At 36.4% G+C, this 19,771-nt stretch carries 21 protein-coding genes and 2 tRNA genes; 9 read left to right on the top strand and 14 right to left on the bottom strand.

What is annotated here, in order from left to right; genetic code table 11:
• Positions 1 to 954 (top strand): AAA family ATPase, encoded by a 954-nt coding sequence (locus tag ACU8DI_RS14555; RefSeq protein WP_447113521.1) that lies wholly within the window; start codon positions 1 to 3, stop codon positions 952 to 954.
• A 50-nt stretch (positions 955 to 1,004) separates the two neighbouring features.
• The gene (locus tag ACU8DI_RS14550) at positions 1,005 to 1,583 is read left to right on the top strand and encodes a hypothetical protein (RefSeq protein WP_447113520.1); all 579 of its coding nucleotides are present in this window, start codon (positions 1,005 to 1,007) and stop codon (positions 1,581 to 1,583) included.
• Between the two features lie 52 nt (positions 1,584 to 1,635).
• Here the strand turns inward: ACU8DI_RS14550 and ACU8DI_RS14545 are convergent, their stop codons facing one another.
• Together ACU8DI_RS14545 and ACU8DI_RS14540 are read right to left on the bottom strand one after the other, a co-directional pair.
• Complete coding sequence (locus ACU8DI_RS14545; RefSeq protein WP_447113519.1) at positions 1,636 to 2,253, bottom strand: SCO family protein; 618 nt, start codon at positions 2,251 to 2,253, stop codon at positions 1,636 to 1,638.
• Positions 2,237 to 3,379, bottom strand: coding sequence for a hypothetical protein (locus ACU8DI_RS14540; RefSeq protein ID WP_447113518.1), 1,143 nt, complete (start codon positions 3,377 to 3,379; stop codon positions 2,237 to 2,239). Before ACU8DI_RS14540 ends, ACU8DI_RS14545 begins: the two co-directional genes overlap by 17 nt.
• Before the next feature lie 80 nt (positions 3,380 to 3,459).
• Between ACU8DI_RS14540 and ACU8DI_RS14535 the strand changes: the two genes are divergently transcribed.
• The 5 genes from ACU8DI_RS14535 (at position 3,460) to ACU8DI_RS14515 (ending at position 9,476) form a co-directional block, all read left to right on the top strand.
• On the top strand, positions 3,460 to 4,596 hold the full coding sequence (locus ACU8DI_RS14535) for an acyltransferase family protein (protein WP_447113517.1): 1,137 nt from the start codon (positions 3,460 to 3,462) through the stop codon (positions 4,594 to 4,596).
• Between the two features lie 188 nt (positions 4,597 to 4,784).
• Positions 4,785 to 7,055 (top strand): aconitate hydratase, encoded by a 2,271-nt coding sequence (locus tag ACU8DI_RS14530; protein WP_447113516.1) that lies wholly within the window; start codon positions 4,785 to 4,787, stop codon positions 7,053 to 7,055.
• A gap of 112 nt (positions 7,056 to 7,167) precedes the next feature.
• Positions 7,168 to 7,839, top strand: a complete 672-nt coding sequence (locus tag ACU8DI_RS14525; RefSeq protein ID WP_447113515.1) for a Crp/Fnr family transcriptional regulator — start codon at positions 7,168 to 7,170, stop codon at positions 7,837 to 7,839.
• 103 nt (positions 7,840 to 7,942) lie between these two features.
• Positions 7,943 to 8,812, top strand: coding sequence for an anti-sigma factor (locus ACU8DI_RS14520; RefSeq protein ID WP_447113514.1), 870 nt, complete (start codon positions 7,943 to 7,945; stop codon positions 8,810 to 8,812).
• An 85-nt stretch (positions 8,813 to 8,897) separates the two neighbouring features.
• A complete protein-coding gene (locus ACU8DI_RS14515; protein WP_447113513.1) occupies positions 8,898 to 9,476 on the top strand; it encodes a TlpA family protein disulfide reductase in 579 nt (192 codons plus the stop codon).
• Here the strand turns inward: ACU8DI_RS14515 and ACU8DI_RS14510 are convergent.
• The 7 genes from ACU8DI_RS14510 to ACU8DI_RS14480 all read right to left on the bottom strand — a co-directional run bounded on the left by ACU8DI_RS14510 (position 9,463) and on the right by ACU8DI_RS14480 (position 14,664).
• Positions 9,463 to 10,608 (bottom strand): lycopene cyclase family protein, encoded by a 1,146-nt coding sequence (locus ACU8DI_RS14510; RefSeq protein ID WP_447113512.1) that lies wholly within the window; start codon positions 10,606 to 10,608, stop codon positions 9,463 to 9,465. The two genes, ACU8DI_RS14515 and ACU8DI_RS14510, sit on opposite strands and share 14 nt — an antisense overlap.
• A gap of 15 nt (positions 10,609 to 10,623) precedes the next feature.
• Complete coding sequence (locus ACU8DI_RS14505; RefSeq protein ID WP_447113511.1) at positions 10,624 to 11,073, bottom strand: beta-carotene hydroxylase; 450 nt, start codon at positions 11,071 to 11,073, stop codon at positions 10,624 to 10,626.
• 4 nt (positions 11,074 to 11,077) lie between these two features.
• The gene (locus ACU8DI_RS14500) at positions 11,078 to 11,917 is read right to left on the bottom strand and encodes a phytoene/squalene synthase family protein (RefSeq protein WP_447113510.1); all 840 of its coding nucleotides are present in this window, start codon (positions 11,915 to 11,917) and stop codon (positions 11,078 to 11,080) included.
• A gap of 1 nt (position 11,918) precedes the next feature.
• Positions 11,919 to 13,385 (bottom strand): phytoene desaturase family protein, encoded by a 1,467-nt coding sequence (locus ACU8DI_RS14495; RefSeq protein ID WP_447113509.1) that lies wholly within the window; start codon positions 13,383 to 13,385, stop codon positions 11,919 to 11,921.
• Positions 13,386 to 13,438: 53 nt separating this feature from the next.
• Positions 13,439 to 14,338, bottom strand: coding sequence for a MerR family transcriptional regulator (locus ACU8DI_RS14490; protein WP_447113508.1), 900 nt, complete (start codon positions 14,336 to 14,338; stop codon positions 13,439 to 13,441).
• A gap of 112 nt (positions 14,339 to 14,450) precedes the next feature.
• Positions 14,451 to 14,535: transfer RNA gene (locus ACU8DI_RS14485), tRNA-Leu, on the bottom strand.
• Positions 14,536 to 14,591: 56 nt separating this feature from the next.
• A tRNA-Lys gene (locus tag ACU8DI_RS14480) sits at positions 14,592 to 14,664 on the bottom strand.
• A 129-nt stretch (positions 14,665 to 14,793) separates the two neighbouring features.
• Between ACU8DI_RS14480 and ACU8DI_RS14475 the strand changes: the two genes are divergently transcribed.
• Positions 14,794 to 15,312 (top strand): shikimate kinase, encoded by a 519-nt coding sequence (locus ACU8DI_RS14475; protein WP_447113507.1) that lies wholly within the window; start codon positions 14,794 to 14,796, stop codon positions 15,310 to 15,312.
• Here ACU8DI_RS14475 and ACU8DI_RS14470 read toward each other — a convergent pair.
• Both ACU8DI_RS14470 and ACU8DI_RS14465 read right to left on the bottom strand, forming a co-directional pair.
• Positions 15,304 to 15,807 carry a phosphoribosyltransferase family protein gene (locus tag ACU8DI_RS14470; RefSeq protein WP_447113506.1) on the bottom strand — a complete coding sequence of 168 codons (504 nt, stop codon included), beginning with the start codon at positions 15,805 to 15,807 and terminating at the stop codon, positions 15,304 to 15,306. The genes ACU8DI_RS14475 and ACU8DI_RS14470 overlap by 9 nt on opposite strands.
• Positions 15,808 to 15,864: 57 nt before the next feature.
• On the bottom strand, positions 15,865 to 16,245 hold the full coding sequence (locus ACU8DI_RS14465) for an RNA-binding S4 domain-containing protein (protein WP_447113505.1): 381 nt from the start codon (positions 16,243 to 16,245) through the stop codon (positions 15,865 to 15,867).
• Between the two features lie 128 nt (positions 16,246 to 16,373).
• Here ACU8DI_RS14465 and ACU8DI_RS14460 point away from each other — a divergent pair, with 128 nt between their 5' ends.
• Positions 16,374 to 17,318 carry an FKBP-type peptidyl-prolyl cis-trans isomerase gene (locus ACU8DI_RS14460; RefSeq protein WP_447113504.1) on the top strand — a complete coding sequence of 315 codons (945 nt, stop codon included), beginning with the start codon at positions 16,374 to 16,376 and terminating at the stop codon, positions 17,316 to 17,318.
• Positions 17,319 to 17,385: 67 nt separating this feature from the next.
• Here the strand turns inward: ACU8DI_RS14460 and ACU8DI_RS14455 are convergent, their stop codons facing one another.
• The 3 genes from ACU8DI_RS14455 to ACU8DI_RS14445 all read right to left on the bottom strand — a co-directional run bounded on the left by ACU8DI_RS14455 (position 17,386) and on the right by ACU8DI_RS14445 (position 19,771).
• A complete protein-coding gene (locus ACU8DI_RS14455; protein ID WP_447113503.1) occupies positions 17,386 to 17,976 on the bottom strand; it encodes an outer membrane beta-barrel protein in 591 nt (196 codons plus the stop codon).
• Positions 17,977 to 18,113: 137 nt separating this feature from the next.
• On the bottom strand, positions 18,114 to 19,067 hold the full coding sequence (locus ACU8DI_RS14450) for a transketolase family protein (protein ID WP_447113502.1): 954 nt from the start codon (positions 19,065 to 19,067) through the stop codon (positions 18,114 to 18,116).
• Positions 19,064 to 19,771 carry a hypothetical protein gene (locus ACU8DI_RS14445; protein ID WP_447113501.1) on the bottom strand — a complete coding sequence of 236 codons (708 nt, stop codon included), beginning with the start codon at positions 19,769 to 19,771 and terminating at the stop codon, positions 19,064 to 19,066. The genes ACU8DI_RS14450 and ACU8DI_RS14445 overlap by 4 nt, the downstream gene beginning before the upstream one ends.

Genomic DNA, 19,771 nt, shown 5'->3' with positions numbered 1-19,771 from the left:
ATGTCTGACGTTGCTGCAATAGAACAGTTTGTAAAAAAATATCATACCCTAAAAACCGAAATTGCCAAAGTTATTGTTGGTCAAGATGAGGTCGTAAATCAAATTCTGATTTCTATTTTCTCTGGAGGCCATTCATTACTTATTGGTGTCCCTGGTTTGGCGAAGACCTTAATGGTGAATACTATTGCACAAGCACTCGGACTCGATTTTAAACGTATTCAATTTACGCCAGATTTAATGCCTAGTGATATATTAGGAAGTGAAATCTTGGATGAAAATAGACAATTCAAATTTATCAAGGGACCTATTTTTGCTAATATCATTTTGGCAGATGAGATCAACCGTACACCGCCAAAAACGCAGGCAGCTTTATTAGAAGCGATGCAAGAACGTGCCGTAACGGTATCAGGACATCACTACAAATTAAATTTGCCTTACTTCGTGTTAGCTACCCAAAACCCTATTGAGCAAGAAGGAACCTATCCTTTGCCAGAAGCGCAATTAGACCGTTTTATGTTTGCGATTAATTTAGAATATCCATCCTTTAAGGAAGAGGTTCAGGTGGTAAAAGCAACAACAACAGATGTGCAAGCAACTGTTAATGCCCTTTTTACCGCTCAAGAAATTATCGATTTTCAGAATGTTATTCGCCGTATTCCTGTGGCAGATAATGTGATTGAGTACGCGGTAAGTATGGTAAGTAAAACGCGTCCTAATGCCAGTTCTGCATCCGATTTGGTTTCAGAATTTGTAGATTGGGGAGCAGGTCCAAGAGCCTCACAAAACTTGGTGTTGGCAGCAAAAACACATGCAGCTATTCATGGTAAATTCTCTCCAGATATAGAGAATATTCAAGCCGTTGCATCAGGAATTCTAAGACATAGAATTATTAAAAACTACAAAGCAGAAGCCGAAGGTGTGAGTGATGAGCAGATCATAAAGAGTTTGTTCTAAGTTCTAAAAACTATTCGTACTTTAGACGCTTAACCATGTAACACTTTTTTATGAAAATTAAATTTTTAGCCATAGCACTTTTAGTGCTTACGATGTTCTCGTGTAGTAGCGATGATGGAAATGGCGGATCATCTGGCGGAGCCGAGTCTTTTACTGTTATTAAGGATGGCGTGACCTTTGAAGGGGAAAACTTCAATCATACACTGATTATTTTATCGGATGGTACTGTTGAAGGAAGACGTATGGATTTGCGTTGTGATATCGATGGAGGCACCTTTATCTTGTCTATATCGAATTGGGATTTTCAGAATCCTCCTGCCAATGGGGTTGTTGAGAAAACCTATGATACGAACATTGATATAGGTCCCAATACCCAATGTGAAACTATCGAAGGATCGACGTATTGCGATGAAGCCCTTGTGACCTTTTTATTGGGACAAGAGGTATTTGTTTCAGAATTAAATGATAATGATGACATCGGTGGTATCACCATTACAGCTAACAACCCGTCCAATCAAACCGTGTCTGGAACATTTGATTTGTTATTGAGAAATTTTAATAGCCAAGAAGAAACTTACGTGACCTATACTGGAACGTTTACCAATTTAAATTATACCGTGTTTCAATAGGAACTGTTAACAACACAACGAATTTTAAAACGACTGTCATTCGATGGTCGTTTTATCTTTTTAAGAGTGTTTGAATATCCGATTTCAATAAGGTCACTTCTTGTGGTACCAGTAAATTATAAAATCCTCTGATATGTTGTTGTTTGTCTATGAGCGCTACATAACTAGAATGATAGAAATCTGAATCGTCCTCATTTGGTTTAAAATTGGTTTTTAAGGCATTTGCCATAGCTTGTAACTGCGCTTCGGAATGTGCTCTTAGTAATTGCCAATGCTTCGAATGTATATCATGTGTAGCAGCATAGTATTTCAATTGTTGCAACGTGTCGCGTTTTAAGTCCATGGTAATGCCATATTGCTTAAAGTGTTTTTCGTCTGAAAACGTGTCTGCCAAATCAGATTGAATAAGGCGCATTGGCGGACATATAGAAGGGCAGGTGGTGAAAAAGAAATTCATCGTATGAACGATGCCCTTGGTAGAATCGGCAGTAATAAGATGACCGTTTTGATTGATGAACTCAAAATCATCAATTTTATAAATTACTTTCTTTCCGTCCTTGTAATTGTAACTTAATATAGGAAGTTCAGCAGACTTGTTAGCGCAACTCGTAAATATACTGAGCGCTATACAGGTACATATGTTATGAAGAAGTTTAAAGTTGACTTTCACGAATCTTTAGTTCCATATCAGGATCGTAATAAAAAATAGCCATACTAGCCATCATTTCTTGATCGGTATCCGTCGTGTTATCTATTTCTAAAAGCATTTCATAGGTGTGATCTTCGTACATCCAAACCCCTTTTTGACTTGAAAATGACGGTGTTTGTTTTAGGCCAATTTTATTTGAAAAATTCTCACTTTTACAATCATAAATGATGTCATTAGTGGTTTTATCTTTCAATTGAAAACGTTCAGCAAAAGGATGAAGGTGTGAGGTGATTTGGTGCAATCTAATACTGTCTTTTATGTTTAATTGCGCAGACGTGTCGTAACTGTATTGATGTTTCCCTGGTTTAATAATCCAATGTCCAGATAAGGGATTGCCCTTGGTGTCTATATAGGTATGATTTTTAGTCTCTACAGGAATACAAGCATTTGGTAGTTGCTCTGTTGGACCTTGGTAGGGATTTTCTGGATCAAAAGGAAACATCATAAAAACTGTTTTGGGCTGTAAAGGCGTCAATGCTTTATCACGATGTTTCGTATAGCCGATTTCAATTTTATGCTTGATGTGAAACGAGGAATCCGTAATGTTATGGTTGAGTGCTTGCGCATTGATAAATAATCGTTCATTTGAAAACACTGGAAACCCAAAGCCTTCAGGTAACTTAAAATCTTCAACACCATTGCTAATCGATGTTATTCTAGGATATTGCGAATTAATGCGCTCTGACATATTCCACCGATTGTAATGCTCGGCGTCGCGATATTCAAAATTCGTGTGGCAAACAAAATCATTAGACATTTTACGTGACTCATCGGCAGATACAGCATTCGTTTTAAAAGAAGTAAGCCATAGGAGTTCTTCTTTAGAATCATCAATAACAATGAATTGATCAGACTTCGGACCTTCCATGGATTTGTAAATGTTAGAAATGACAAAAGTAGGTGTAGTGAATACCACCCGATCATTGCTCAAGTCTTTCTTCCATTCAGAATCGACAAGGTTGAGTGCATAATAAACTTTAGATTTGATAAGTTCCTGATGACGGGTTTTTAGGGTGTTGAAATAAATAAATCCACCAGCTAGAATCAAAACCAAAAAAAATAGTATAAATTTAAGTTTTCGTCGCATCCTATTATGAGTCTACTCAAATGTAATGAAACCCTAAGTATAAAAAAAATAAGGTAAAGACCAATTTCCCACTATTAACTATGGGTATAAATTACGAAAAACGCATTTTTGGTTTAGATATTATGAGAGCTGTTGCTATTCTATTAGTCGTGGCTTCTCATGCTATATGGATTTTTCCACCCACTAAAACCATATTTTCTGAACTTCTTAGTGTTGCTGGACTTTTAGGTGTGGAGATATTTTTTGTGCTGAGCGGATTTCTTATAGGACGCCTCATTTTTAAACAATTTACAACTACCGACTTTAGTTTTAATTCCGTGCTTTATTTTTGGATAAGACGTTGGTTTCGAACCCTACCAAATTATTATCTGATACTCCTTTTTAATATCGTACTTGCCATTATTTTAGGAATTGCTTTACCTGATAGTATTTGGAAATATGGCGTTTTTATTCAGAATCTAGCTTGGGAAATGCCCTTGTTTTTTGGTGAGTCTTGGAGCTTGCCCATTGAGGAATTCGCTTATATCATAGGACCGTTATTATTGTACATTGTACTCATTTTTAATTGGAAGATCAAACGCAGCAAACTCTTTTTGATAATCACCTGTTTCATAATTATATTGTTTACAATTACAAAGATATTGTACAACGCGCATCATCCAAACACCAATATGATGTTTTGGAATGTCAATTTGAAAGCAGTCACAATCTATAGAATAGACGCTATTTATTATGGTGTTTTAGCGTCCTATGTTGCGATGACCTATCAAAAATTTTGGAGCAAAGTGAAGTATCTGTCATTAATACTCGGAGGTGTTATGTTTCTCGCTTTAAATATTGGTGTGCCAGCACTCCAATTATTTATTGAAGATTATCCGTTTTTCTGGAACGTTATGTATTTGCCAATAAATAGTTTGGCTATCGCCTTAGTGTTGCCTTATTTGTCACAAATTCAATCGGCACCTAAAGTCATCATGTATCCAATTACATTGATTAGTTTGATATCCTATTCTATGTATTTATTGCATTATTCTGTCATATTACAATTGATGAAACATATCATGCCTACTGAAGGATTATCTTCCCTTCAAATCATACTTTATCTTTTGGGATATGTAGGCTTAACAATTATAGCGTCCTATGGATTGTATCAATTTTTTGAAAAACCAATGACCAACCTAAGGGATGCTTCTAAAATTAAGAATCATTTTAAATAGTGTTTATTTGTTAAATTAATAATTTTACTGTATTTTATTTATGAATATTTTATTTTAAACACATGTTTTATGTGTTTTATTGATTTATATTCAATGTTTTTAGCATTTTGTTACATATTTTAAAATCTGCTTTAAAATTTGTAATTTTGCAAGACTTTTAAACGATAGTTAACCCTTAAATACAATTTATGGCTTTTGATATAGACATGATAAAAAAGGTTTATGCAAACATGTCCGAGCGCGTTGATGCTGCGAGAGATATTGTTGGTAAACCATTAACACTTTCAGAAAAAATATTATACTCACACCTTTGGGATGGAAACCCAACAAAAGCGTTTGTGAGAGGTAAGGATTATGTAGATTTTGCACCAGATAGAGTAGCATGTCAAGATGCGACAGCTCAAATGGCTTTGTTGCAGTTTATGCAAGCTGGAAAAGATAAGGTTGCTGTTCCTACAACAGTGCATTGCGATCACTTGATTCAGGCGAAAGTAGGAGCTACCACAGATCTTCAACATGCCATCAATACGAGTAATGAGGTGTTTAATTTTTTAGAGTCGGTATCAAATAAATATGGTATAGGGTTTTGGAAGCCAGGAGCAGGAATCATTCACCAAGTAGTGCTTGAGAACTATGCCTTCCCAGGCGGCATGATGATCGGAACCGATTCACATACGGTTAATGCTGGTGGATTAGGAATGGTTGCCATAGGAGTTGGAGGTGCAGACGCTGTTGATGTCATGGCTGGTATGGCTTGGGAGTTGAAATTTCCGAAGTTAATAGGTGTAAGACTAACAGGAAAGTTATCCGGATGGACAGCTCCTAAAGATGTGATCTTAAAAGTGGCAGATATTTTAACCGTAAAAGGTGGTACAGGTGCCATAGTGGAATACTTTGGTCCTGGAGCTAAGGCCATGTCTTGTACAGGAAAAGGAACGATCTGTAATATGGGAGCTGAAATAGGCGCCACAACGTCAACCTTTGGTTACGACGAATCTATGGAGCGCTACCTTAAAGCTACCGACAGAGAAGATGTCGCGGAAGCAGCCAATCAAATTAAGTCATACCTCACAGCAGATCCTGAAGTATACGCCAACCCGGAACAATATTTTGATCAAGTAATTGATATCGACTTATCAGAGTTAAATCCATTATTAAACGGTCCATTTACGCCAGATTTATCAACGGCAGTTGGTTCATCAATGACTGATAAAGCTAAAGCTAACGATTGGCCACTTAAAGTTGAATGGGGATTGATTGGATCTTGTACCAATTCCTCTTACGAAGACCTCTCAAGAGCATCTTCAGTGGCGCAACAAGCCTTAGATAAAAACTTAAAAACGAAAGCTGAATTTGGAATTAATCCAGGTTCGGAAATGGTAAGATATACAACAGAACGTGACGGTATTTTAGAGATTTTTGAGAAATTAGATGCGAAAATCTTTACAAATGCTTGTGGTCCTTGTATTGGACAATGGGCACGTTATGAAGATCCAAAGAATGCACCAAAGAATAGTATTGTACACTCTTTTAATAGAAACTTTGCTAAGCGTGCCGATGGTAACCCTAACACGCATGCCTTTGTAGCTTCTCCAGAAATAACAGCGGCGATTGCCATTGCTGGTCGTTTAGATTTTAATCCTATGACCGACAAATTGATCAATGAAAATGGGGAAGAAGTGATGTTGGATGAACCTACAGGATGGGAATTGCCTCCTAAAGGATTTGCAGTAGATGATAATGGCTATTTGGCACCAAAGGAAGATGGTAGTGATGTAGAGGTGAAGGTCGCTGATGATTCTGAACGTTTACAATTATTAACACCATTCCAGCCATTAGGCGATAGCATTACTGGAGCGAAATTGTTAATTAAAGCATTTGGAAAATGTACCACAGATCATATCAGTATGGCTGGACCTTGGTTACGTTTCCGTGGACATTTAGACAATATTGCGAATAACACCCTTATTGGCGCTGTGAATGCTTTTAACAAAAAAACAAACTTCGTGAAGAACCAATTAACCGGTGAGTACGGTGGAGTTCCTGATACCGCTAGAGCTTATAAAGCAGCAGGTATTAGCTCTGTAGTTGTTGGTGACCATAATTACGGTGAAGGATCTTCTAGAGAGCATGCCGCTATGCAACCTCGTCATTTAGGTGTTGCGGCTGTTATTGTAAAGTCTTTTGCAAGAATCCATGAGACCAACCTTAAAAAGCAAGGAATGCTTGGGTTGACTTTCGATAATGAAAATGATTACGATTTGATTCAAGAAAATGATACCTTCAACTTTTTGGATTTAAATGAATTTGCACCAGACAAACCACTTCATATCGAAGTCGTTCATGCTGATGGCAGCAAAGACACTATAAAAGTGAATCATACTTATAACCAAGCACAAATTAATTGGTATAAAGAAGGTTCTGCACTGAATTTGATTAAAAAGGAAAATGCCGCTTAGTCATAAGCGTTTTACAAAAGCCCTTGAGTTGTCAAGGGCTTTTTTTTTGCTGAATCTGTAAGTCTCCAGAAGGAACCACGACGAATAGGTATCTAACAATAAAACATCTAAAATGAAATCATTGTGGTTCTTTGACGATGTCAATCTTTTTAAGGTGCTTTGTCCTCATAAATTTAAGGCCTATAAAAGCACACACGAATTTGATGCCTACAAGAAAAAAGATTACATCTATTTTGAAGAGGATGCTGCCAATAAAATATACCTTATAGAGAAAGGTAAAGTGAAAATTGGGTATTACACTGAAGATGGCACAGAAATCGTAAAAGCGATACTTTCTAAAGGAGAATTGTTTGGTGAAAAAGCCATTTTAGGTCAAAACAAGCGTGACGAATTTGCTCAGTCTATCGATAATCAAACTTCTATCTGTCCTATTGGTGTTTCAACAATGCACGATTTAATGCGTGACAATCAAACGTTCAGTTTTAAAGTCTACAAGTTTATCGGTTTTAAATTTAAAAAGTTAGAACGTCGATTACAGTTGTTATTGTTTAAGGATACAAAAACACGATTGTTGGAGTTTTTAGATGAATTGTGTACAGACTATGGTTATGACTGTCCTAAGACGGGAGGCCATATTATCAAGCATCCCTATACCCAAAAAGATATTGCATCCTTAATCGGGACCTCAAGACCTACCTTGAATATTCTACTTAATGAATTAAAAGAAGAAAATTATATCGACTTCAACAGAAAGGAAATCCGAATTTTAAAACCTTCAGCGTAATACGTCTATTTTTTATATATTTTTTTGCTTAGTGTTAGCTAGCTAACATTTTATCACTAGGTCTATCTATAATTTTGAAGTATAAATTTAAAATTATAAAGTGATGATTAAAAAAATGTATTTAGCAGTCTTGGCATTCAGTACGCTTGCCATGTCTTGTAGTAGTGACGACGATAGTAGTGGTCCTACAAACGCTGATTTGACACTAAACTTAAGTGGTTTGGAAGCTTTAGGAAATGATTATGTCTATGAAGGATGGATTATTGTAAATGGCGCTCCTGTCTCTACAGGAACCTTTAGCAGTGTCACCTTTCCACAAACGTTTTCGGTAAACGCAGCACAATTAAATAGTGCTACGGCCTTCGTTTTATCTATTGAACCAGCCATTGATCCAGATCCTGCGCCTGCAGACACAAAACTCTTAAGAGGTGATTTCTCCGGAAATCAAGCAGCAGTGAACACGGAACTTATTGGTAATTTCAATGCGGCATCAGGTCAGTTTTTCCTGAGAACACCAACAGACGAAATGGGAATGAACAACATGAATGATGAAAACGGCGTCTGGTTTGGAACACCAGGAATGCCACCAACTCCAAACTTTGTACTTCCTAGTTTGCCTGAAGGTTGGACTTACGAAGGATGGGTTGTAGGAGATACAGGGCCATTAACGACAGGGACTTTTTCAGCATTTGATTCAGCAGATAATGCTGCACCTTTTAGTGGGACAGCTCAGTCAGGACCTCCAGTGCCTGGAGAGGATTTCTTTATGAATGCACCTGCAGGAGAGACCTTTCCGTTAGATATTAGAGGACGTATGGTCGTGATTTCAGTAGAACCAGTTCCTGATAATTCACCAGCACCATTTGCTATAAAACCTTTAGTAGGAATAGCAGGTGATGAAACAGCACCTGCCACTCATAATTTTGGGCAAAACTTGGCTTCTTTGCCAACAGGAATGGTCACAAGAAATTAATGATACTAACAAATATTTAGAGTTTTGTTGTTAGATTAGAGCCGCGTTACCGACATAGGTAATGCGGTTCTTATTTTATGAATATATGGCAAAAACAAAGGCAGCTAAAATTACCAATGCGATTTTTATCATTCTGTTGGTTCTTTTGATTATCCCACAGACAAGGAAACCTATTCAGGTTGTCCTTAATAAAGGGATGGCTTTAATCATTAAACCTAAGCTCATCGATACCTCCAAACAAGTAGTTCTATCAGATTATCATTGGAAATTGCAAACGATAGAAGGGGAGACCTTCGACTTTCAGTCTGTAAAAGGAAAAGTAGTCGTTCTAAACTTTTGGGCGACTTGGTGTCCACCGTGCATTGCAGAGATGTCAAGTATGGAAGCACTTTATCAACGCTATGAATTCAATGATGAGGTGGTTTTTATGTTTGTGTCAAATGAAGACGTTGAGGTATTACAAAAGTTTCTAGTTTCAAAAAACTACACATTTCCCGTCTATCAACCGGTGAGTACATATCCTGAAGCATTTAACGTATCGTCCATTCCTAGAACTTTCGTGTTGGATAAAAATGGCGCTATTGTCATCGATAAATCAGGCGTAGCAAATTGGTCGAGTGACGCGGTAATTGAAACAATCGATAATTTGATTACAGCGTTTTAAAGAAGGCCTTGATAAACGTCCATGACCATAATGAGTTCATAATTTTCAATTCTTCTGTTAAGCTCGATTCCTCGTCTAAAAACCGAAACATTGTGTCGACGGAGTTTTTACCGTAAAATCGTTCAAACAGCCATTCACCTTTGTGGTTGTTGTCCTTTAAAACTTTTAAAAACACCTTGTCGTAAAACTTATATTTTCTTTGGAAAAAACCAGAGGAAGGTATGCGATGCTGTTTTAAATTTTCGATGATTGTTGCCACTTTCTTTTCAGTATGCTTAAAAGAATACCCTGTGGAACCCTTCACCCAACCACCTGAGGTTCCAATTTTTGTGATTTGCGGCGTATTGAACACTTCAAACTTAAAATTCGTCATCGGTATTTGACCACTTTCAGTTTCTTTTATGGTATAGTCGTCTATGTTTAAATAGTCACTAATATAGCGTTTAAGATAGGACTCATAGGTGCTTTTCTCGACAAGATGTTCCGTGAAATAAGTGAATTCAACTAAGGCTTCAGTAGTTGAAAATGGTAGCACATACATAAAATTTGTCTTGTCATTTTCTTTTAGTCGGAAATCCATCATCACCACTTTATTGTCGTCAAAAACAGGAGAATTTGTTTGAATGACCCAACCTTTAAAGTGCTGAATAAGGGTAATGCTCTTGGTTTTTCCTGTATGAAAGATTTCAGGAATACGACTATCAAATACATGAGTCGCTGTATAGGTGTGCTTTTCAGTTGTTACCTTTAAAGGGATACCTTCCGAAACTGAAATAACCTTTTCAATTAAAAATTGAACGTTTGTCTTTTTGGCTAATTGCGATTTGGCCATTTCATAGAAATCAATAGCACGAATCGTTTTGTATTTATAGGGTTTTAAATTGAGATCAATACGCTTTTTATTGGTAAGGATGGAGGCTTCATTCCAAGTTTTATGGACTATGGATTCCCAAGGAGACGGAACGGTTTCCCAGAAACTCCATGTTTTATCATTTTCGGATTTTTCGGAAGGATCAATTAATGCGATGCGTTTATTGTCAAAGTAGGTATCAGATGTTAACTTTAGGGCTAGTTGTAAACCCGCTAGGCCATTTCCTATGATGATATAATCGAAATGGGATCTTGTAGACATATCCGCGTTTGAATGCTATTTCTTAAAGTATTTGAATGGTACGAAAAGCATTCCGAAGCACTCGCCATCTTCCTTTCCAAGATGTTTGTGGTGAATTTTGTGTGCACGTCTTACCCCTCTAGCATACCAGTTATTAGCATTTCTAAATATTTTAAAGCGCTGATGAATAAATATATCATGAACTAGAAAATATGCGGCACCATAGGCCATAATTCCTAAACCAATGGGTAATCCGTACCAGATGTCTTCATAGCTCCACAGATAAAAACACACCATACTCACAACGGCGTAAAATATAAAAAAGGCGTCGTTGCGTTCAAACCAGCTATCATGATCTTTATGATGGTGGTCTTTGTGCAGACTCCATAAAAACCCGTGCATGATATACTTGTGCGTAAACCACGCCATGAATTCCATGGTGCAAAACACACCTAAAAAAATAAGGATCCAATATAAAGTATGCATAGGGTTATAATAAATTTAATTGATATTTGACATAGCTTCTCGTGAGCAGTTCGAACTTTTTGTAGTTCGGTACTCGGATTCTCGTCGATTTTATTTCCAAAGCAGGTGTTTTCTTTAGTTTTTTCAGCAATTGATGATAGTACCTGTAAGCCATAAAGACACCAAATTTTGCCTCAATTGGCAGTTTTTTAATACCGACTAAGCCATTGGCAAAGTCATTTTCGATATCCGAAATGATGGCCTGTTTTGAAGCTTCGTCCAAATGGTTGAGATCGGTATTTGGAAAATAGGTACGGCTTAAATCTTCAAAATCGGCTTTTAAATCTCGCAGAAAATTGACCTTTTGAAATGCAGATCCTAGGCTCATAGCCGAATCTTTTAGGGTATCATATTTTTCCTGATCGCCTTTTACAAAAACTTTGAGGCACATGAGTCCGACCACATCTGCCGAGCCATAGATATAGGCTTTATACTCATCTTCTGTGAGGTAGTTTTTCTTGTGCAAATCCATGCGCATACTGGCCATAAAGGCATCTACCAAAGCCCTATCAATATTGTATTTGTAATAGGTTTCCTGAAAAGAATTAAGAATTGGGTTTAAACTAATTTTATGTTCTAGCGCCAATTCCAGATCATCAGAGAATTTATTGAATAAAAATGGCTTGTCGTAGTCATGAAAACTATCGACAATTTCATCGGCAAATCTTACAAACCCGTAAATATTGTATATATCCTGACGAATATTGTCAGACAACATTTTTGTGGCTAAGGAAAAGGAAGTGCTGTAAGACTTGGTAACTGCCTTACTACATTTTCTAGAAACGGTGTCAAAAATAGATTTCATATTAATTAGCGTGATGTTTTTTTATAAGTTCTGCCACCAATTTTCCTGAAATCAATGATGGTGGAACTCCTGGTCCTGGAACCGTTAATTGGCCTGTGAAATAGAGATTGCTAACTTTCTTGCTCTTTAAATTAGGTCTTAAAAAAGCAGTTTGGAGCAACGTGTTTGCCATTCCATAGGCATTTCCTTTATACGAATTATAATCTTCGATGAAATCCTTAACACAAAAGGATTCCTTAAATATAATATTATTTTTGACGCTTTGAGAAGTCAAATTTTCAAATCTTGTTAAAATTTTATTGAAATAGGTGGATCTGAGTTCCTCAGTATCTTCTAAACCAGGCGCTAAAGGAATAAGAAATATTCCTGCTTCTTGACCTTTTGGCGCCACTTTGTCATCAGTAATAGAAGGGAAACTTGCGTAAAACAATGGATTATCGGGCCATTTAGGATCGTCATATATGTCTTTAGCGTGCGCATTGAAGTCGACATCAAAAAATAAGGTATGATGATTGACGCGCTCTAATTTCTTATCAAAGCCTACATAAAATAACAGTGATGATGGAGCAAAGGTTTTTGAGTTCCAATACCGTTCGCTGTATTGCACATATTTTGAATCTAAAAGTGTTTCGGTATGATGATAATCTGCGCCACTCAGTACAATATCACTTTTAAAAGTCTGTCCGTTTGCAGTAATCGCTGTAGCTTTTCCATTATCTACGATGATATTATCAATGTTCATGTCAGTTTTAATGGAGACACCTAGACTTTTAGCAAGTGCTTCCATAGCCAAAATAACTTGATACATACCACCTTTAGGGTGAAACGTTCCAATACCAAAATCGGCATAATTCATAAAACTGTAAAAAGAAGGTGTGTTATCTGGTTTCGCTCCCAAAAATAAAACTGGAAACTCCAGAATCATGGCGAGTCTATCATTTTTAAACTCCTTTCTCACATCTTTTTTGATGGTACTAAAAAACTGACCTAGTTTTTTCATGGTCACAGGTGTCACCAATTCGAAAGGAGAGACGCCAGGTCTGTAAACTAAATCCTTGATGGCTACTTCGTAGTTGTCCTGAGCATTTGCAATAAACTTTAACAGCTTCTTTGAGCTTCCTTTTTCTTCCTTTTCAAAAGCGACACATATTTTCTCTAGAGTATCTTCAATGGTGATGGCATCTTCCTTGCCGAAATATACGCTGTACGCGGGATTGAGTTTTTCTAATTGGTAATAATGGTCAGGTGTTTTATTGAAATCTGCAAAGAAACGTTCAAAAACATCTGGCATCCAATACCATGTCGGACCAATATCAAATGTAAAACCCTCTTTTTTAAGTTGTCTTGCACGACCACCAATCGTCCTGTTCTTTTCGAAAATGGTTACGTCAAATCCATCACGTGCTAAATAGCAAGAAGCGGCAAGAGCAGAAAAGCCTGAACCAATAATCGAGATGTGTTTTTTCATTGTTTAACAAATTTAAAAAAAAGTTAAACAAATATAACTTGAACTTTCAAAATTTAGAGTTTTTTAACTAAATCTTTAATAGAGTTGAAGGGATAGATTTGTTTAGGAATTGAATTTAAGTTAATTTCTTCTAACATTTTACCCAATACCCAAAAATTAATGGATTTGTTGACTAAAATAAGCTCTGAGAATCGTTCTAGATATGACATTAATTCGTCCTTGACGGGTCTAACTGTAAAATAGGAGACAAAGGTGATGTTATCATAGTAGCTCAGTAAATCTTTTAAGCTACTTAACGGAACACTTTGCCCCAAAAATATCACTTGGTGTCCCTTAGCCACCAATTCATAATGAATGAGCATTAGCCCTAACTCATGAACCTCATTCTCAGGTAAGAATAGTACAAATACCTCGTTCGTATTTATCTGATTTTTAGATTGAATGTCTTCAATATTTATAAGTATTTTATGTCGAATTAAAGAGGTTAAAAAATGCTCATGTGCAGGCGTAATCGTGTCTGTTTGCCAAAGCAATCCAATCTCAGATAACAGCGGAATGAAATCTTGATAAAAGATATCAGTAAATGATTTTTCGGTAATTAAACTCGCGTAGGTGTCGTAGAATAATTTTTGATCAAAATTAAGCATCGAGAGTTTAAAAGTGTCAATTGCGTGATTATTGGTAGCGTCATTTTGTGCTACTTCTTTCACCAATTGATTAATCATATCTTCTTTCATGGCAGCAATTTTGGAGATTTTATATCCGTTGCTGTTCAGGTAACTAATATTCAGTAGCTTTTGAAGGTTGTGAAGACTATAACATCGAATGTTTGTACCCGTACGTTCAGGCTCGAGTAAGCTGTATCTTTTTTCCCAAATTCTGATTGTATGTGCCTTGATTCCGGTTAAGTTTTCAAGGTCTTTAATACTAAAGGTACTTTTAATATTGTTCATTTTTAGCTTAGAAAGGTTAAACAAAAATAAACTTTTTTTGTATGGAAACGCTATTTTAAGGTTTTTTTAATACTAAAGGCAAGGAGTAGAAGTGTTCTTGAAGTAAAAAAAGTGCGCACGAGAAGATTCGAACTTCCACATCCTAAACGGATACTGGCCCCTCAAGCCAGCGCGTCTACCAATTCCGCCACGTGCGCCTAATTTCAGTAAAGATAAAAAAAAAGTTAAGCGAATGGCTTAACAATTTTTAGTGTGACTTGGCTGGGGCTCGAACCCAGGACCCTCTCCTTAAAAGGGAGATGCTCTACCAACTGAGCTACCAAGTCATTAAGTGTCTCTAACGAGGGTGCAAATATAAAACGATTAATTAATATTCCAAACCAATTTTTAGATAATTTTTCGTTTTTTTGTGATTGCATATCTTATGTTTTTAATAATCAATTTATAAGAAAAAAATGACGCTATTTTTAGTTGGATATATGGGGTCTGGAAAATCGGTAATCGGTAAAATAATTTCAGAGGTTTTGAATTATGATTATGTGGATTTTGATACCTACATAGAAACAAAAGAGCACGCAACAGTATCGTCATTGTTTAAACATAAAGGTGAAATATATTTCAGAAAGGCAGAGCAGACATACTTGCAAGATACTTTGAAAATGGATAGAACGGTCGTGTCTTTAGGAGGTGGTACACCTTGCTATGGAGACACTATGGATCGTATCCTTGCATCCCATCAAGCGACTACCGTTTATTTAAAAGCATCCATCAAAACTTTGACCGATCGATTATTTGATGAACGTGCTAAGCGACCCTTGATTGCACATTTAGAGACGAAAGAGCAGCTCTATGAATTCATAGGTAAGCACCTTTTTGAAAGAGCGCCATTTTACGAAAGGTCGGATATAACGGTACTTACAGATCATAAAAACCTGCAAGAAATCACTGAAGACATCGTTTTAAAACTACTTTAAAAATGCTTGATGTTCCTTTCCTGTTAAGACAATTTCTACGTGTTCATTGAGTGAAGTGGATAAGGAAATTCCTTTAAAATCGGCTTTAACAGGATACTTTTTGTGATTTCTATTCACCAAAACAGCGGTCTTAAATTGCTTTAATGGGACATCTAAAAAATGTTTGACACCGTAGATTAACGTGCTCCCAGAATTTAGGACATCATCAACTAATACGATAGATTTGTTCGTATATGCTTCTTTTTTCAACGAGGTCGTAATAGGACTTAACGGATTCTTTTTGTCGATAACTACTTTACAGAGCACAGGTTTTAAATCAGAAATCTTTTCTAGATTCTGTTTTAGCTTTTTTGCAAGCACGTATCCATTAGATTCAATGCCAGCCAAGATGAGATCTTCCTCATAAACATTACTTTCATAAATTTGATAGGCAATTCGCCTTATTTTATGTTGGATTTCTTGGTGATTGAGTATTAAGTTTTTGGAAACGCTCATGCTGTTACGGGTTTGTTCAAAGATAAAAAAGAGTTTTATTAAAATGGATACGTTTGACTAGATATCTTCCTCAGGTGTTTCGTAAAAATCATCAATATCTCTTCGGTCTTTTTTGGTAGGGCGTCCGGTTCCTTTTTTTCGATAATAATCCTTTGAATATTTCAGTAATTCTTTGGCTTCAAAAGCTTCTTTTGGAGTTGTGTCTGTTCTGTATAAGTCCACCAATTTTGCACCCACACGACTTTCAGGTAGATCATTCACTGTTATAAGATAATTAACTTGATCCTTACGAAACTCAATCTTATCTAAGGGATAAACCTCTCGACTTGGCTTAACAATTTGACCATTTACTTTTACGTGGCCTTTTTTACAAGCTGTCGTTGCAATGCTTCTTGTTTTACAATATCTGATACACCAAAGGTATTTATCGACTCGCATATGAAAACTGTGAAATTGACGTTAATAGTATTGCACAAAAATATTATATTATTGTATCTTGCGCAGTAAAAATAAGCAATATTGAACGATTCAAAAGTTACTTTTGAATGCTAGAAAATTTACACACTATGAATTTAAAAAACAGACTCATTATATTTGGTCTTTTAGTGATTACAGCTCTTGCCTGTAAGCCTGATGAGCCAGAATTTGTACCTGTTCCTGAAAGAGATCGAACGGAACAGCAATTGGTTGATCGTGATTCTTTGATTGGATATCTTGAAACGCATTATTATAATTCAGGGGACTTCAGTGATTCGGGAACAGATTACTCCATGGGTGACATTATTATTTCTGAATTGCCACAAGACGCGAACGGAAATTATTTAGAATTGCCGAACCCTGATGAAAACACGCTTTTAATCGATGCGGTTACAACCTATACGACTACTTTTCAAGAGGTGGAATATGAATATTATATTTTAAATATTAATCAAGGTGGTAGCGATTACAGTCCGAATTTTACGGATTTAGTTGAAGTGATCTACTCTGGTAATACGATGGATGAAGAGGTATTTGATAGTGCCATCAATCCAGATAATGCCTTTGATCTATTATCGTTAATTGAAGGATGGCGTCAGGTTTTACCCAAATTTAACACCGCAGCATCCTTTCAAATTAATCCAGATGGTACGGTACAATACAGTGATTACGGACTTGGGATGATGTTCTTACCTTCGGGACTAGCATATTATGCATCGCCTCCTTTTGGTATTTCAGTATACTCCAATTTAATTTTTAAGTTTGAATTATACAGGGCGCAACCAAACGATCATGATTTAGATGGTATCTATTCACATTTGGAGGATCTCAATAGCAATATGAATGTTAATGATGATGATACCGATGAAGATGATTTACCAAACTTTTTTGATCAAGATGATGATGGTGATGGCGTTCCAACTATCAACGAAGATTTAAATAATGATGGTGATCCTACAAATGATGATAGCAATGGTGATGGTATTCCGAATTATCTAGATGAAAATGCTACAGAATCAAATGAAGAAAGCTAATTAGTGATACTCATACAAATAAAAAAAGACGCTCTTGAGCGTCTTTTTTTATTTTATAATTGTGAGATTATAGGGCAATAGATAAACTCAAAATTAACTGATCAGGTCTAGTGTCTATTCTACTCACCACGCCTTCACCAAGATTGTTTCCAATGAAGGTCGCTTCGTTATCGCTAAATCCACGTTCGTAACGTAAGTCGATACCTATTTTATTGAGGTTCAAACCTATTCCGAAGTTCAATCCCACAGAAAAATCATCTTCAACATTGTCGATATTAATGCCATCAAATTCTGTATCTAAAATATACTGAAGTGATGGTCCACCGAAAACACTCACAGGGCCAATGACTTTCACACCAACGAGTAAAGGCGCATCAATTTTTTTCATGCTGAAGTCGTCACTGTCATAGTCACTTTTCGTGCTTGTATACACTAATTCTGGTCTAAAATAAAGATCGTTTCCTATTTTTCCGAAGACACCAAGATGGTAACCTATGTTACGATCTGGATTTTGCGCGTTGTCACCAATAGATTCAAAATAATCACCATTGGCATTGTAGTTTAAACCACCTTTAATACCGAAAGAACTACCGTCTTGGGCACTTGCGGTCAGGCAAACTAAGGTCAATAATAATGTGCTAATAATTAATTTTCTCATAATTTTCGTTTTTCGATTTAAATGTTATAGTATCAAAAACGTTGCCAAACGAAAATTATTTCCCGCAACAAGTGCTCAATCCAGTAAAAAATTGACTGAAAAAGGGAAGCATGAAAGATGAGAAAATTAAGCGTCTATTATTTTCGCTTTAAGACGCGTTCAGTGGCTTTTACAATGGCTTCAGCATTTAAACCATATTTTTCCATAAGTTGCGCAGGCGTACCAGATTCACCAAATGTATCCTGAGTGGCCACAAATTCTTGAGGTGTTGGCTGATGTTGTGATAATAAACGAGCCACACTTTCACCAAGACCACCCAAGTAATTGTGTTCTTCAGCTGTCACAATACAACCAGTTTTCGCGACAGATTCTAAAATAGCTTTATCATCGAGTGGCTTAATGGTATGGATATCTATAACCTCTGCTGAAATGCCTTTTTCGTTTAGAACTTTAGAGGCTTCAAGTGCTTCCCAAACTAAATGGCCTGTAGCAACGATAGTGACGTCGTTACCTTCAGTAAATTGAACAGCTTTTCCTATTTCAAAAGTCTGATCTTCCGGTGTAAAATTAGGAACTTTTGGTCTGCCAAAACGTAAGTACACAGGTCCGTCATAATCAGCAATGGCTAAAGTTGCAGCTTTTGTCTGGTTATAATCACAGGTATTAATAACCGTCATTCCTGGTAACATTTTCATTAAACCAATGTCTTCTAGGATTTGGTGTGTGGCACCATCTTCTCCCAAAGTGAGTCCTGCATGCGACGCACAAATTTTTACGTTTTTACCAGAATACGCAACACTTTGTCTTATTTGATCATACACACGACCCGTAGAAAAATTGGCAAACGTTCCCGTGAATGGAATCTTTCCTCCAATAGTCAATCCTGCTGCTAATCCAATCATATTGGCTTCGGCAATTCCCACTTGAAAAAAGCGATCTGGATGATTCGCTTTAAAATCGTCCATTTTAAGAGATCCAATTAAATCGGCACAAAGCGCAACGACGTTATCATTGGTTTGTCCTAGTTCTGTTAATCCAGCTCCAAAACCAGAGCGCGTATCTTTATTTCCTGTGTTAGTATATGTTTTCATTCTGTGATTTTGAAACTGTAATTAATATTTATTGTTTTAGTCGATGTCTCCACATGATAGGCTTCTAACATCGTTTTCCCTTTGTTGGTGACTTTCATGATGAGACCTTCAGGGATATCCACATCTACTACTTCGCTACCCATTTGCGATGACAGTATCATCTGAAAGATTTTTTTGAAGAGTTGTTTATTTTTTACTTTCAAGTCATTATTAAAAGCAACAGTCATAATGTCTGTTTCTTTGTTCGATGGAAAGATGTCATAAACTGTAGATTTATAATCGAGAACTTCTATGACCTCTCCTGTGTTTTCTGAAATGAGCTCATAAGAATCCATATCTCCATCTTGTGGTATAGGAGGTAAAAAGTTGGAGATTTCAAATTTGAAAAATATTTCATTTTCTCCTGAAAGGAAACACATCATGAGCAAGGCATTTTCCGTGTCATAAATAATCGCCAAATCTGCATTTTCTAATAATTCAGGATTTCTTCGAAAAATACTTTTACCGAGATCTTGAGCTAACGCATTACTATTGGTCCAAATATATTTTCCGTCTTTTTGATAGCCAACAGAAACCGTATCCATTGCTTGCTGTCGTCGATTAGGAATGAGATAATCTACCGTGTAATCTATGGAAATAGATTGTTCCTGAGAGAATCCAGCAACGCAAAGTAATAGGATACTTAAAGTAACAAGATTTTTCAT

The sequence above is a fragment of the Psychroserpens sp. BH13MA-6 genome (genome assembly GCF_052983595.1).
Note: the sequence above shows the minus strand (reverse complement) of the source record. Positions and strands in the feature narration are given on the sequence as shown.